Annotated in this window: 12 protein-coding genes; 7 read left to right on the forward strand and 5 right to left on the reverse strand. The window is 62.2% G+C overall.

Annotated features, from left to right (window positions below; all coding sequences use genetic code 11):
• Positions 1 to 159 precede the first annotated feature (159 nt).
• The 7 genes from ACEN8Q_RS02705 (at position 160) to ACEN8Q_RS02735 (ending at position 9,648) form a co-directional block, all read left to right on the forward strand.
• Positions 160 to 1,659, forward strand: coding sequence for a purine-cytosine permease family protein (locus ACEN8Q_RS02705; protein WP_413704451.1), 1,500 nt, complete (start codon positions 160 to 162; stop codon positions 1,657 to 1,659).
• Positions 1,656 to 2,483: a nitrilase family protein gene (locus ACEN8Q_RS02710; protein ID WP_413704452.1), complete on the forward strand. Its 828-nt coding sequence runs from the start codon at positions 1,656 to 1,658 to the stop codon at positions 2,481 to 2,483. The genes ACEN8Q_RS02705 and ACEN8Q_RS02710 overlap by 4 nt, the downstream gene beginning before the upstream one ends.
• Positions 2,484 to 2,584: 101 nt before the next feature.
• The gene (locus ACEN8Q_RS02715) at positions 2,585 to 3,607 is read left to right on the forward strand and encodes a helix-turn-helix transcriptional regulator (protein ID WP_413705463.1); all 1,023 of its coding nucleotides are present in this window, start codon (positions 2,585 to 2,587) and stop codon (positions 3,605 to 3,607) included.
• A gap of 202 nt (positions 3,608 to 3,809) precedes the next feature.
• On the forward strand, positions 3,810 to 5,606 hold the full coding sequence (locus tag ACEN8Q_RS02720; protein ID WP_413705464.1) for an amidohydrolase: 1,797 nt from the start codon (positions 3,810 to 3,812) through the stop codon (positions 5,604 to 5,606).
• Positions 5,607 to 5,624: 18 nt separating this feature from the next.
• Positions 5,625 to 7,364, forward strand: a complete 1,740-nt coding sequence (locus ACEN8Q_RS02725; protein ID WP_413426623.1) for an amidohydrolase — start codon at positions 5,625 to 5,627, stop codon at positions 7,362 to 7,364.
• Between the two features lie 108 nt (positions 7,365 to 7,472).
• Positions 7,473 to 8,213: a TorF family putative porin gene (locus ACEN8Q_RS02730; protein WP_413426621.1), complete on the forward strand. Its 741-nt coding sequence runs from the start codon at positions 7,473 to 7,475 to the stop codon at positions 8,211 to 8,213.
• Between the two features lie 46 nt (positions 8,214 to 8,259).
• Entirely contained in the window at positions 8,260 to 9,648 is a 1,389-nt protein-coding gene (locus ACEN8Q_RS02735; protein WP_413426619.1) for a purine-cytosine permease family protein, read from the forward strand.
• A gap of 28 nt (positions 9,649 to 9,676) precedes the next feature.
• Here the strand turns inward: ACEN8Q_RS02735 and ACEN8Q_RS02740 are convergent, their stop codons facing one another.
• The 5 genes from ACEN8Q_RS02740 to gcvH form a co-directional block, all read right to left on the reverse strand.
• Positions 9,677 to 10,393, reverse strand: coding sequence for a L,D-transpeptidase family protein (locus ACEN8Q_RS02740; RefSeq protein ID WP_413426617.1), 717 nt, complete (start codon positions 10,391 to 10,393; stop codon positions 9,677 to 9,679).
• Positions 10,390 to 11,148, reverse strand: a complete 759-nt coding sequence (locus ACEN8Q_RS02745) for a M15 family metallopeptidase (protein ID WP_413426615.1) — start codon at positions 11,146 to 11,148, stop codon at positions 10,390 to 10,392. Before ACEN8Q_RS02745 ends, ACEN8Q_RS02740 begins: the two co-directional genes overlap by 4 nt.
• A gap of 31 nt (positions 11,149 to 11,179) precedes the next feature.
• Positions 11,180 to 12,172: a lipoyl synthase gene (gene lipA / locus ACEN8Q_RS02750; protein WP_413426613.1), complete on the reverse strand. Its 993-nt coding sequence runs from the start codon at positions 12,170 to 12,172 to the stop codon at positions 11,180 to 11,182.
• Positions 12,173 to 12,311: 139 nt separating this feature from the next.
• Entirely contained in the window at positions 12,312 to 13,568 is a 1,257-nt protein-coding gene (gene glyA, locus ACEN8Q_RS02755) for a serine hydroxymethyltransferase (RefSeq protein WP_413704453.1), read from the reverse strand.
• Positions 13,569 to 13,598: 30 nt separating this feature from the next.
• On the reverse strand, positions 13,599 to 13,982 hold the full coding sequence (gene gcvH, locus ACEN8Q_RS02760; protein WP_413426609.1) for a glycine cleavage system protein GcvH: 384 nt from the start codon (positions 13,980 to 13,982) through the stop codon (positions 13,599 to 13,601).
• Positions 13,983 to 14,079: the final 97 nt, after the last annotated feature.

Raw genomic sequence — 14,079 nt, forward strand, 5'->3', positions numbered from 1 at the left:
TGAACAGTGTGCCTGCGATATTTTACTGCCCGGACTCACGCCCTACATTGCCGTGAAACCAGCGTCATCGTCAGCTTTTTCTGGAGTTTCACCCGAACCGGACGTCGTAGCGAGCGCTGTACCCACAAAAACAACAAACAACAGCATAGGAACAATCGTATGTCAGGTTCCCCAGTGTCTGCGCACGCCGCCGAGGCGAGCGGCGGGTTGGCCATCGAAGGCCATTCCATCGACTACATCCCGGAAAACGAACGCCACGCCAAACTCAGCAGTCAGGGACCCTTCTGGTTTCTCGGCAATTTCCACTTCTTCACCATCTCCATCGGCTTTGTCGGCCCCAGCCTCGGTCTGTCCGCTCTGTGGACCATGCTCGCCGGTGCCCTGGGCATCATGTTCGGCACCATCTTCATGGCGTTTCACGGCTCCCAGGGGCCGGAAATGGGCCTGCCGCAGATGATCCAGTCCCGCGCCCAGTTCGGCTATCGCGGGGTGATCCTGGCGTTGATGGCGACGATGTTTGTGTTCGTCGGTTTCAACGTGGTGAACATCTCGCTGATCATGAACGGCCTTGAACATGTGTTCGGCATCGACCCGACCATCGTCGCCGTGGCCGTGGTGCTGATCGGCGCGCTGTTGTCGATCTACGGCCACGACCTGATGCACAAGGCCTTCAAGTGGGCCTTGCTGGCGACCTTGCCGCTGTACGCACTGGTGACCATCGCCCTGATGTTCGGTGCGGGTCAGGAAGGCGTCACGCCGGCGACCGACCTGGGCTTCAACTGGGTGGCCTTCGCCACGTTGTTCGCCATCGGTGCCAGCTACAACATTTCCTATGCGCCCTACGTGTCCGACTATTCCCGTTACCTGCCGAAAAACACCAGCCGACCAAAACTGATCGCGGCGGTGTTCATCGGTGCCTCGTTGTCGGGCAGCTGGATGATCGGCCTCGGTGCCTGGCTGGCGCAGCAATTGAAAGCGGCGGATGCGCTGGTGGCGCTGAATCAGGTCGGTTCCTCGATGGTCCCGGGGCTGGGCAATTTGCTGGTGATCGTCTCGGTGGCGGGCTTCCTGCCGATCATCGCGCTCAACACCTACAGCGCCATGCTGACGCTGCTGACCGGCGTCGACTCGATCAGGAAAATAACCCCGACACCCCGCGCCCGTGTGCTGTCGATCAGTGTGATCAGCGTCATCCTGTTGACCTGCGTGCTGTCGATCAAAGGTGACGGCATCGCTCTGCTGAACACCTTCCTGGTGTTGTTGCTGTACTTCCTCGTGCCGTGGACCGCCGTCAACCTGGTGGACTACTTCTTCGTGCGCAAGGGCCGTTATGCGATCCCGCATTTCTTCACGCCAAACGGCATCTACGGCGCCTGGCAATTTCGCGGCATCGTTTCGTACCTGATCGGCTTCGCCGCCATGGTGCCGTTCTTCTACATCTTCGACGCAGCGGCCAACAAGGAAGTGTTCGTCGGCCCGCTGGCGCGGATGCTGGAAGGCGTGGACATCGCCTGGCTGGTGGGCCTTGTGGTGTCGGGGTTGACCTATTACGTCCTCAGTCGCTCGATTGATCTGGCCGCCGAGCGCCGGGTGATCGACGCGCTGAGTGAAAGCGACATCGTCGCCATGACCCATTCATCTGCGGAGGCAGTGCGTTGAACAACGCTAAAAATACCGTGGTCGCCTGCTGCCAACTGGCGCCGAAAATAGGCGACCTGGTCTACAACCGCACGCTCACCGAACGCGCGATTCGCCAGGCAGCCTTTCAGGGCGCGCAAGTCGTCGTGCTGCCCGAGCTGGTACAGAGCGGTTATCTGTTTGCCGACCGCTTTGAGGCGCTCGGCCTGGCGGAAACCGTTGAGGGGCCGACCTTGCACCTGTGGCAGGCCCTGGCCCGTGAGCTGAACCTGGTGATCGTCGGCGGATTCTGCGAGCGCTTGCCCGGTGATGAGCTGGCCAACAGCGCGGCGATGATCGACGCCAATGGCCTGCGCGCGGTGTACCGCAAGGCACATCTGTGGGATGCCGAGAAGGACATTTTCACCGCCGGCGATGCTGCACCGCCAGTGGTCGAGACGGTGCACGGACGGCTCGGCATGCTGATTTGCTACGACCTGGAGTTCCCCGAGTGGGTGCGTCTTCCGGCGTTGGCCGGGGCCGATCTGTTGTGCGCGCCGGTCAACTGGCCCGACGGTCCGCGACCGCAGACCGAGCGCCCGGCCGAAGTGCTGCGGGTGCAGGCCAATGCCTCGGTGAACCGCATGTTCATTGCGGCATGCGATCGCTATGGCCATGAACGTGGGGTTGGCTGGGTGCAAGGATCGGTGATCGTCGATGCCGACGGTTACCCCTTGGCGGGGCCAGCGGAGCAGGGCGGCGAGCAGTTGTTGCTGGCCACCCTGAATCTCGCCGAGGCGCGCAACAAGCGCATCAGTGCGCGCAATGACCTGCATGGGGACCGGCGGCCGCAGTTGTACGGCTGAGCGGCTGTTTGTAACTGCTGATGCCACGGCGAACTGGACGCCATTCCCGGCGCTATGGCATCGTCCCGGCAACAGACCATGCAGTGAACGGGATCGCCATGATGGAGGAGGGGAACAAGGTCGGCGCCGACGGGTCGTTGGCCACGCTGAAGGCGTTCAATCATTGCGTATTGCACCTGGGGCGGCTGGCGCGGGAGAGCGGGGCGTCGCGGTTCATCGCCGATGGCCTGCAGGCATTCGGTCAGCTGGTGCCCTTCGCATCTGCCTGGTGGGGCGAAATGTCTGCACCAGGTCCTGAGGTGCCCATGCAAAGCTGGATGCATGGCAGCATCAATCTTCCTGAGTCCTTTGCCGCCGAATGGCATCCGGTGGCGGCCAACGATCAGTTCTCCTACGCCACGCTCAATCGTCCCGGTGAGGTGGTGTGCGACACGGGTTTCAACGACCCTTGCGAGGCGGTAAATGATTTCGCCCGGCGCTTCGATCTCTATCACTTGATGAGCATCACCTACGAATTGCCCGAAAGCGGCCTGATGTTTTTCGTCTGCCTCTACCGGGGGCAGGATGAACAGGCGTTCGAGGAGAACGAAGCCGAGCTGTTTTTGGCGTTCTGCGATCACCTGTTCCAGCTGTGGCGGTTTCAGGTGCAGGACATGATTCGCTTCGACAGCGAAAACGGCGCGAGTGATTTTGGCGTCGCGCGCATGGACGGCAGCCTGCTGTATGTCGGCGCCAGGTTGTGCGTCGCCATCCAGCGCGAACTGCCCGGCTGGAGCGGTTCCACGCTGCCACCGGAGGTGATCGCGCAATTGTCCAAAGCCCCCTGCGTGATCCGTCTGGGCCGCTGCGCCCTGACCCTGAGCCCCAACGCCGAACACGTCATCCTGTCCCTCGAAGCCCCCTCGGGTGGGGACGGTCTGGCGCCACGGGAGCGCACGGCGGCGATGCTGTTCGCCGCCGGTCATTCCTACAAAGAGATCGCGAAAATCCTCGCCCTGAGCCCCGCGACCGTGCGCACCTATTTGCGTAACTGCTACTTGCAGCTCGGCGTGAAAAGCAAGGTGGAGCTGGGTTCCGTCCTGCGTTCGCCGGGTGCGCTGGCGGAGTCCGCGCGCCGGGACTGATCCCGGCCGTTTCAATTATTTGCCTGACCCCTCCTCATTTGCGGAGGTCCATTCGCGCCCTGCGCCCTATAGGGTAGGCCCTGTCTATACAAGGGCTTGCGCAGTCGCTTCGGGCCGCTTCAAAACAATAAGAACAGGGGTGAGGCATTTGAGACTTTCCAGGTTGTTCATCGCCGTTGCATCGACAACGGCGTTTTCCTGCATGGCGTTGGGCGCGACGCCCGCCGATACGGTCATGCGTAATGGCTACATCTATACCGTCGATGGCCAGGATTCCGTGCAGCAGGCCATCGCCATTGCGGGTGGCAAGATCATCTATGTCGGCAGCGATGCCGGGGTCGGTGGCTACATCGGCAAGCAAACCCAACTGATCGACCTGGCCGGACGCATGCTGATGCCGGGCTTCGTCGATGCGCACATGCACCCGGGGGATGGCGGTCGCGCCATGACCTTGTGCGACCTGAAATACCAGACCATGACCCGCGCGCAGTTTCAGGCAAGCATCCAGGCCTGTCTCGATGCCGAAAAGGACAAGGGCCCGGACGTGTGGCTGGAAGTCGGCAGCTGGGATCGCATGGGCATGACCGGGCTCGACGGCGACGCCGACAAGTCGACCCTGGACGCGCTCAAGACCAAGCGCCCGATCCAGGTGCGCTCCACCGACTTCCACACCGTGCTGACCAACTCTCGCGGTCTTGAACTGGCCGGGATCAACAAGCACACCGTCGATCCGGAAGACGGCAAATACCGACGTGACAGTGCCGGCAACCCGAACGGCATCTGTGAAGATGGCGCCGCCGAATCGTTGGCCGCTGTGGTGCCGCCCGCGACCGACGCGGAAAAACTCAATCAGGTTCGCGCAGCCCTCGACGCCATGCGCCAGCAAGGCATCACCAGTTTCTTCGATGCACTGTCCGGCCCGGAAAACGGCAAAGCCTTCACCCGCCTGCAACAGTCCGGCGAGCTGACCGCCCGGGCCTTGCTGTCGATCAAGCTGGACCCGGCCGCCGCTGCCGCCGACCCGGTTAAAACCATCGCCGAGGCCAAGGCCTTGGCCAGCACTTACGACCAGGGCGAAGTGAAAGTCATGCCGGGCGTGAACATGCGCCACGTCAAACTGTTCATGGACGGCATCATCAATGCCCCGGCGGACACCGGCGCCATGTTGACGCCGTATCTGCACAACAGCGGCACCGATCAGGCACCGAAGTGGACGCCGGGCAAAAACCTGGGCGAGCTGTACTTCCCGCCGCAGGTGCTCAAGCCGCTGTTGCTGCAAGCGGTCAAGGCCGGTTTCGATCCGCACCTGCATGCCACCGGCGAGCGCGCGGTACGGGACGCGCTGGACAGCGTCGCCTACGTGCGTCAGCAACTGCCCGGTCAAGACTTCCGCCCGGCCATCGCTCACGCCGAATCAGTCGATCCTGCCGACTATTCACGTTTCAAGGCCCTGGACGTCACGGCCACCATGTCGTTCCAGTGGGCGCAGCAGGCACCGTCCACGGTCGACGGCACCAGTGATCACCTTGGCGCCGAACGATTCGAACGCATGGAACCCTCGGGCAGCATCGCCCATGCCGGCGGTCGCGTGGCGTTTGGCAGCGATTGGCCGGTCGATCCCCTCGATGAGTTCCTGGCGCTGAAAGTCGGTGTCACCCGTTCCGGCGACCCCACCAACCCGCACAGTTATGGCCCCAAGTACGCCGGGCGACTCAATGCCGATCCGGCGCTGTCCCGTGCCGAAGTGCTGCGCAGCATCACCCTCAATGCCGCCGAACAGCTGAAGCTGGACGCCGTGGTGGGTTCGGTCGAAGTCGGCAAGTTCGCTGACCTGATCGTACTCGACAAGAACTTCATGCAGTTGCCCGAGGAGGAACTGGGGCGCAACGACGTGCTGCTGACGCTGGTCGGCGGCAAGGTCGTATGGGCCAGGGCGCCGTTCCTCGGGCTGGCGCCACAGGTGGTTTCCCAAGTCGTCAGTTCCCGATCCGTCCAATAAAAACCAGAGAGCGTTCCGATGCGATTCATTCCAAACCTGTTGGCCGCCGCGCTGGCCTTGTCCTCGCTACAAGCCATGGCCGCCGCCGACCTGGTGTTGTTCAACGGCAAGGTCTTTACCGCCGAACCTGGCCAGGCTCTGGTGCAAGCGGTGGCCGTGCAGGACGGCAAGATTCTGAAAGTCGGCAGCGATGCCGAAATCAATGCCCTGGCCGATGCCGGGACCCAACGTATCGACCTGGCGGGCAAGGTGCTGATGCCTGGCATGATCGACACCCACAGCCACCCGGTGGTGGGGGCGTTCGACAGCATGAAGGCCAACCTGCTGGACGAAGTCAAACCGATGCCGGAGCTTGAACAGTGGCTGATTGAGGAAGACAAGGCAGGGCGTGCCCGGGCCGGCGATGTGATCAGCGTCGCCGGGGTCAGCTCGGCCTACTGGGAGAAAAGCCGTGAGCTGGGCAAGGTGTTCAATCAGGGACGCTGGGCCGATCAGCCGATTGTCTTCAGCGGCATCGACGGACACACCGGTTGGGCCAACAACGCGATGCTCAAGCGTCTGAACATCGACGCCGCACTGGTCAAAAGCCTGCCGGAGAAGGAGCGCGGTTACGTCGGCCATGAAGCGGACTTCACCCCCAATGGCTACTTTGCCGAATCCCGCTGGGACCTGGTGCGCAACGGCATTCCTGCGCCAAGCCCGGAGACCATGCTCAAAGCCGCGAAAGAGGCGGTGCGGGTCAACAACCAATACGGTATCACTGCGTGGATGGACGCTGCGGCGAACGGCGGCAGTGAAGATTCGCTGTTTGACTTCAAAGCCACAACGGAAACCGTCGGCGTACTGCCGCTGTACAAGGCGCTGGCGCAGAACGGCGAACTGAGTGCTCACGTTGCCGCGTTGATGGTCACCAACCCGAAGAGCAAACCCGCCGATCTGGAAGTGATCGCCACGGTGATGAAACAGTTCGAGGGCGTGCCGAACCTGACATTCCCCGGCATCAAGGTGTTTGTCGACGGCATTCTCGAGTTCCCGGGGCAAACCGCTGCGGTCATCGTGCCGTACAAGAACAGCCACAAGGACGGGCAACTGCTGACCGACCCGGCGCACTTCGGTGAACTGGTGGTGGCGGCGGAAAAGCGCGGCTGGATCGTGCACATGCATGCGGTCGGCGACCGTGCCGTGCGTGAGTCGCTCAACGGCGTGGCGTATGCACGCAAGCTCAACCCGACGCCGGTGCCGCACAGCATCGCCCACCTGCAACTGGTCAATCCCAAGGAGTTTCCGCGCTTCAAGCAGTTGGGCGTGATTGCCTCCATGCAGCTGCTGTGGGCCACCGGCGAGTCTTACACCGTCGAATTGGTCAAGCCCTACATCAGTGCCTTTGCCTACGGCTACCAGTATCCCGCGCGGTCCCTGCATAACGCCGGCGCGACGATTGCCGGTGGCAGCGACTGGCCGGTGTCCAGCCCGAATCCGTTCAACGCCATCGCCCAGGCCAGCACGCGCAAGGGGCCATTGGGCGTACTCAATGCCAAGGAGAGCATCGACCGCCAGACCATGTTCTACGCCTACACCCTCAACGCCGCCAAAACCCTGCGCCTTGAGAAACAGATCGGTTCGCTGGCGCCGGGCAAGCAGGCCGACCTGATCATCCTCGACCGCGATGTGTTCAAGGTCAGCGATGACGAGCTGTTCGAAACCAAAGTCCTGAAAACCTTCTTCGCCGGCAAGCAGGTCTACGCCCCCGCGTCCTGACCTGCGCGCACCCCGACACACGTAAAAACCGCCAGCCCCTCGCAGCGCGAGGGGTATGGCATCGCCATGCCTGAAATTCCCCGTACGCCATAACAACAAGAGAATTGTATGAACGCATTTTCAGCATTGACCCTCGCTACGCTGGCTTTGGCTCCGTTGACCAGCCACGGCCTGGTCCTCAACGACGATTTCAGCCTGGACATGACCCTGGGCGTCGTCAGCGACTACCGTTCCCGCGGCATCTCGCAAAGCCTGGGCGATCCGGCCGTGCAGGGCGGCGCGACTCTGATGCACGGCAGCGGCCTGTACATCGGCGCCTGGACCTCCAGCGTGGATTTCGGCGGCGACTTCGATACCCGCCAGGAGCTTGAGTACTACGCCGGTTACTACTGGCAGGCCACGGACGCGATCAGCCTCGACCTGGGCTACATCAAGTACGACTACCCGAAGAATTCGGAATTCAACCTGAGCGAGATCTACGCCATTCTCGACGTCTATGGCGTGAAGCTCGGCGCCTATTACTCGAACGACACACCGAACGTTTTCGGTGAAGACCAGGACACGCTCTACACCTACGTCGGCTACAAGTTCACGCTGCCGGCCGAGGTCGGCCTGGAGCTGCGGGTGGGGCGCAATGACGTGAAAGACCCGGCCTTCTGGTCCGCCAACGGCGACAACCGCGAGGCTTACTACGAGTGGGAAGCCAGGCTGACCCGTGATTTCGTCGGCGTGACCTGGGGCCTGAGCTATGTCGACACCGACCTGACGAAAAGCGAGTGCAGTGGCTGGTACGGCTATGACGACCTGTGTTCGGTCACCGTCGTGGCGAGCGCCACCAAGACCTTCTAAGTTCTATCCCTGACAACAAAAACAGTTCCTCAAAGGAAACACCCTCATGAGTGCGCAACGCAGTCCGCTGATCGAGACCCGCTCGATTGATTTCATTCCCGAGGCTGAGCGTCACGGCAGTCTCTACAGCCAGTTCACCCTGTGGCTCGGCGCCAACCTGCAAATCACCGCCATCGTCACCGGCGCCCTCGCCGTGGTACTGGGCGGCGATGTGTTCTGGTCGCTGATCGGCTTGCTGGTCGGGCAGCTATTCGGCGGTGCGGTGGTGGCGCTGCACGCGGCGCAAGGGCCGAAGCTTGGGCTGCCGCAGATGATCTCCAGCCGAGTGCAGTTCGGGGTATATGGCGCGGCGATCCCGATCGTTCTGGTGTGCCTGATGTACCTCGGTTTCAGCGCCACCGGCGCGGTGCTGTCGGGGCAGGCGATTGCGCAGTTGATCAGTGTCAGCGACAGCGCCGGCATCCTGATTTTTGCGGCGAGCATCGCGTTCCTGACGATCTTCGGTTATCGGGTGATTCACCTGGTCGGGCGGGTGGCCAGCGTGCTGGGCATCATCGCGTTCGCCTACCTGTTCACCCGGTTGATGACCCTCAACGACATCGGCGTGCTGCTCGACAACCGGCATTTCGGCTGGAGCACCTTCCTGCTGGCGGTGTCGCTCTCGGCGTCCTGGCAGATCGCCTTCGGCCCTTATGTGGCGGACTACTCGCGCTACCTGCCGAGCAAGACTTCGTCGTGGAAAACCTTCGCCGCCGTCGGTCTAGGCACCGTATTGGGGGCTCAGGCTTCGATGGTGCTGGGGGTGTTCGCCGCCGCGTTGGCCGGGGCGAATTTCCGCGGGCATGAAGTGGCGACCATTGTCGGTCTGGGCAGTAGCGGTGTGATCGCGTCCTTGCTGTACCTGAGCATTGTGTTCGGCAAGGTCACGGTGTCCACCCTCAACGCCTACGGCAGCTTCATGTGCGTGGCGACCATCCTCAGCGGCTTTCGCCGTCATCTGGAAATCACTGCCCGCCAGCGCATGCTGTTCGTGCTGCTGATCGTCGCGGCGTCCACTGCGCTGGCGTTGCTCGGGCAGTACTCGTTCCTCAACTCGTTCAAGTACTTCATCCTGTTTTTGCTGACGTTCTTCACACCCTGGAGCGCGATCAACCTGGTGGATTACTACTTCATCAACAAGGAGCGTTACGACATCCCGGCGCTGTCCGACCCGAACGGGCGCTACGGTCGCTGGAACGTGCTGGGGATCAGCGTCTATGTGATCGGCGTGTTGATCCAGCTGCCCTTTGTCGATACCCATTTCTACTCCGGGCCGATGGTTGCGCAACTGGGCGGCGTGGATATTTCCTGGATCGTCGGGCTGTTGGTGCCGGGCGTGATCTATTACGCGCTGGCCAAACCGTCGATGAGTGCGGTGGCGGTTGAGCGGGGTTGATACCGGTAGCACCTATGGAAGTATTTGATTAACGCTTCGGTAGGCTCCAGCGCTCACGCAACTGTTCGTACTGCGCTTCGGGCAGTTGCACCAGCACCGGGGATTTGCCCGGGTCCAGCCAGTTGAACAACCGCGCGATATCCGCCGGGGCCATGGCGGTGCAGCCGCGAGTCGGCGCCGTGGGGCCGCGCCAGATGTGGAAGAAAATGCATGATCCGGCGGCGGGAGTGGCCAGGGTGTTGTGCCGGATGAATATGCCCTGGCGGTACAGGTCATCACTGCGGCGCATGCGTTCGGAACTGCTCCAGTCTCTTGCTACGGCCGAGCTGTCGACCAATTCGTTGTAGCGAGCTGACTGGCTGTCGTCCACGCATTCGATGGTCGCTGTCAGCGCCAGGTAGGGCAGGCGGGTTTCGGCTGAAGGTTCGTAGCCAAACGCCGTGCCCAGATCGAACACTCCAGCCGGGGCCTTGCCGTCGCCTTCCTGTTTGACCGGCCCTTCAGGTCGTCCGGGGTTGAGTTGGCCCTTGCCCCAGCCCATACCGTTCTTGCCGAGCACCACCGCAAAGGGGGCTTCGAATTTTTCAAAAGTCTGGCCGTGCCGTTCATAGCGCTGGGCAGTGGCCTGACTGTCATCCCAGCTTTTGCTGGTGACCACGATCAGTTGATCGCTGCCGTCGAGTCCTTGAGCCATTGCGGCCAGCGGAAAAATCGCCACCAACAGGGTCTTGAGGTGAATGTTCATGGCGCAAGCGGCGTGATGGGGAAGTCCATGACGTCCGGCTTCTGCGGATTCCCGCTGTACGTGAAGTGCCACCACTCGGCGGAGTAACCAACAAAACCTTCTTTGGCCATGGCCTGGGTAAGTCGCTGACGATTGGCCTTGGCCGTGGCGTTGATCAATGTCGAATCGGTGTGTGCACGCTCATCGAAGCAGTCAAAACCGGTGCCCATGTCGAGCGCACCGTCGTGCCAGCGCTGGCCGTAAGGCGCGGTGCAATCCACCGGCGTGGCCGCAGGTGTCCAGGTGTCGGCGGGCAGGGCGTCGGGGCCGGTCAGGGTCAGGTCGACGGTGTTGCCCCGGGAATGATTGGACACCCGGGCCACATAACCCAGGCGCCAGAAATCCTGCTTGTCGACCCGTGGATAGAACTCGGTCTTGAGCGGGTCACCGGGTTCGCTGGCAAAGCGGCCCATGTCCGCCACTGCACGGCTCGGGCGATAGCAATCGAACACCTTCAAACCGTAGCCCTCGGCTTCAAGCGCCGTTTGCACCCGGACCAGGGCGTTGGCGGCATCCGCCGACAGCAAGCATTCTGCCGCCTGGTAGCCGTCGAGCGGGTGCCCGGTAAAGTTGTGGGCGCTGGCGTAGCGAATGTCCTGCCCGATGCCCGGGGCAATGCTGCGCACATACACCATGTGCCCGGGTTTCGCCTCGTCGGCCATGCACGGCAGGGCAAGGCTCAGGCACAGCATCGACAGACAGGGTGAACGAAACATCGGGAACGGCTCCATGCATGACCAGTCACCATCATGATGGCTTGAAACCGTCTGCACCTCCATGAAGTTGTTGATCGGCGTGATAGGACGAACGCACCAGCGGCCCGGACGCCACGTTCCTGAAGCCCATGCGCGTGCCTTCCTCGGCGAACCAGGCAAAGGTGTCCGGGTGCACGAAGCGCTGCACCGGCAAGTGACTGCGCGAGGGCTGCAGGTACTGGCCGAGGGTCAGCATGTCGATATCGTGCTCGCGCATGCGCTGCATGACCTCGATGACTTCCTCGTCGGTCTCGCCCAGGCCCAGCATCAGGCCGGATTTGGTCGGTACGCGGGGCACGGCGAGCTTGAATTTTTGCAGCAGGTCCAGCGACCACTCGAAGTCCGAGCCCGGCCGCGCGGCCTTGTACAGGCGCGGTACGGTTTCCAGGTTGTGGTTGAACACATCCGGCGGCTCATCGGCGGTGATCGCCAGGGCCACGTCCATGCGTCCACGATAATCCGGCACCAGGGTTTCCAGTTGCACGCCGGGCGACAGCTTGCGGATCTCGCGCAGGCAATCGACAAAGTGCCGGGCACCGCCGTCGCGCAAATCGTCGCGGTCCACCGAAGTGATCACCACGTACTTCAGGCGCAGTTCGGCAATGGCCACGGCCAGGTTCATCGGTTCGTTAGCGTCCAGTGGCCTGGGCCGGCCATGGCCGACATCGCAGAACGGACAGCGCCGGGTGCAGATGTCGCCCATGATCATGAAGGTCGCGGTGCCACCGGAGAAACATTCACCGAGGTTCGGGCACGAGGCTTCTTCGCAGACGCTGTGCAGCTTGTGCTTGCGCAACAGTTGCTTGATCCGCTCGACCTCGGGAGAGACCGGCATGCGCACGCGAATCCAGTCGGGTTTGCGCGGGAACTCATCCGTGGGAATGATCTTCACCGGAATCCGCGCGACCTTTTGCGCGCCACGCAGTTTGGTGCCGACTTCCACTTTGGCCGGGCTGTTGCCGGCCGATTCGACAATGGCGTTCATGATGCTTTCCTTGTGCACAGACCTGTAGGAGCGAGCTTGCTCGCGATGGTCGCCAATGATTACGCGCGCATTCAGGATTAACGCGGTGCCTTTGGGTTCTTCGCGAGCAAGCTCGCTCCTACAGGGGGGTTGTGTTTGCTCAGTCGCGATAGACCGGGAAGTCCGCACACAGGGCGGCAGCCTGGCGGGCGACATTGGCCTCGATGTCGGCATCGCCGAGGTGATCGAGGATGTCGCAGATCCAGCCAGCCAGCGCAATGCTTTGCGCTTCCTTGAAGCCACGGCTGGTGATCGCCGGCGTTCCGATGCGCAGGCCGGAGGTCACGAATGGCGATTGCGGATCGTTGGGCACGGCGTTCTTGTTCACGGTGATGCCGGCACGCCCAAGGGCGGCGTCGGCATCCTTGCCGGTCAGGCCCTGGCGGATCAGGCTGACCAGGAACAGATGGTTGTCGGTGCCGCCGGACACCACGTCATACCCGCGCTCGATAAACACCTGCGCCATGGCCTGGGCGTTACGGATCACTTGCGCCTGATAGGTCTTGAAGCCTGGCTCCAGCGCTTCCTTGAAGCACACGGCCTTGGCGGCGATCACGTGCATCAGCGGGCCACCCTGACCGCCGGGGAACACTGCGGCGTTGAGCTTTTTCTCAAGCTCCGCATTGGCTTTGGCCAGAATCAGACCGCCACGCGGACCGCGCAGGGTCTTGTGCGTGGTGGTGGTGACCACGTCGGCGTAGGGCAGGGGATTGGGGTACAGACCCGTGGCCACCAGGCCGGCGACGTGGGCCATGTCGACGAAGAAGTACGCGCCGACCTTGTCCGCAATCTGGCGAAAGCGCGGGAAGTCCAGAGTCTTCGAGTAAGCCGAGAACCCGGCGATGATCATCTTCGGCTTGTGTTCGACAGCCAGGCGCTCGACTTCGTCGTAATCGATCAGGCCCGTGGTGGTGTCGATGCCGTACTGCACGGCGTTGTACAGCTTGCCGGAAAAACTCACCTTGGCGCCGTGGGTCAGGTGCCCGCCATGGGCCAGGCTCATGCCGAGCACGGTGTCGCCGGCCTGCAGCAGGGCCAGATAAACCGCCGCGTTGGCCTGGCTGCCGGAGTGCGGCTGGACGTTGGCGTAATCGGCGCCGAACAACTGTCTGGCGCGGTCGATGGCCAGTTGCTCGACCACATCGACGTGCTCGCAGCCGCCGTAGTAGCGCTTGCCCGGATAGCCTTCGGCGTACTTGTTGGTCAGGCCGCTGCCTTGCGCTTGCATCACCCGTTGGCTGGTGTAGTTTTCCGAGGCGATCAGTTCGATATGGTGTTCCTGCCGCGCATCTTCGGCGTTCATCGCCGCCAGCAGTTCGTCGTCATAGCCTTTGATCTGGTCGTGCTTGCTGAACATGGTGTGATCCTTGTGTGGAAGGGGTGGGCTTCAGGCGTCGGCGTGTTCTGCGGTCAGGCGCTCGTAGGCGTCCTGATCCAGCAAGTCGCTCAACGCCTCGACATCGACCGGTTTGAAGCGAAAGAACCAGCCTTCGCCCAAGGGGTCTTCATTGACCAGTTCCGGAGTGCTCTCGAGCGTCGCGTTGATCTCGACCACTTCACCGTCCAGTGGCATGCCGATACTGCTGGCGGCTTTCACCGATTCCAGCACCGACACTTCAGCGCCTGCAGCGAAGGCGCCCAGTTCAGGTACCTGAACGAATACCACATCCCCCAGCGCCTGCTGGGCAAACGCGGTGATGCCGACGGTGACCAGGCCATTGCTCTCAAGGCGCAACCATTCGTGATCGACGGTAAAACGCAATTGGCTCATATCAACTCCTTATTGTTTTAAGGCTCGAGGCGGGGCGACGAGCGGGGTTGGAGGAGTGATAGCAAGGGCGGTGCCAATGTTATTTATTTGTTTTAAA

The sequence above is a fragment of the Pseudomonas sp. Pseusp16 genome (genome assembly GCF_047324915.1).
Taxonomy (GTDB): domain Bacteria; phylum Pseudomonadota; class Gammaproteobacteria; order Pseudomonadales; family Pseudomonadaceae; genus Aquipseudomonas; species Aquipseudomonas fluorescens_CD.

Excerpts from the sequence above, each read along its gene's own strand:
- ACEN8Q_RS02705 (WP_413704451.1), top strand. The coding sequence starts at position 160 with ATGTCAGGTTCCCCAGTGTCTGCGCACGCCGCCGAGGCGAGCGGCGGG.
- glyA (WP_413704453.1), bottom strand. The coding sequence starts at position 13,568 with ATGTTCAGCAAGCACGACCAGATCAAAGGCTATGACGACGAACTGCTG.
- gcvH (WP_413426609.1), bottom strand. The coding sequence starts at position 13,982 with ATGAGCCAATTGCGTTTTACCGTCGATCACGAATGGTTGCGCCTTGAG.
- ACEN8Q_RS02745 (WP_413426615.1), bottom strand. The coding sequence starts at position 11,148 with ATGTTTCGTTCACCCTGTCTGTCGATGCTGTGCCTGAGCCTTGCCCTG.
- ACEN8Q_RS02715 (WP_413705463.1), top strand. The coding sequence starts at position 2,585 with ATGGAGGAGGGGAACAAGGTCGGCGCCGACGGGTCGTTGGCCACGCTG.
- ACEN8Q_RS02740 (WP_413426617.1), bottom strand. The coding sequence starts at position 10,393 with ATGAACATTCACCTCAAGACCCTGTTGGTGGCGATTTTTCCGCTGGCC.
- ACEN8Q_RS02735 (WP_413426619.1), top strand. The coding sequence starts at position 8,260 with ATGAGTGCGCAACGCAGTCCGCTGATCGAGACCCGCTCGATTGATTTC.
- lipA (WP_413426613.1), bottom strand. The coding sequence starts at position 12,172 with ATGAACGCCATTGTCGAATCGGCCGGCAACAGCCCGGCCAAAGTGGAA.
- ACEN8Q_RS02720 (WP_413705464.1), top strand. The coding sequence starts at position 3,810 with ATGGCGTTGGGCGCGACGCCCGCCGATACGGTCATGCGTAATGGCTAC.
- ACEN8Q_RS02730 (WP_413426621.1), top strand. The coding sequence starts at position 7,473 with ATGAACGCATTTTCAGCATTGACCCTCGCTACGCTGGCTTTGGCTCCG.
- ACEN8Q_RS02725 (WP_413426623.1), top strand. The coding sequence starts at position 5,625 with ATGCGATTCATTCCAAACCTGTTGGCCGCCGCGCTGGCCTTGTCCTCG.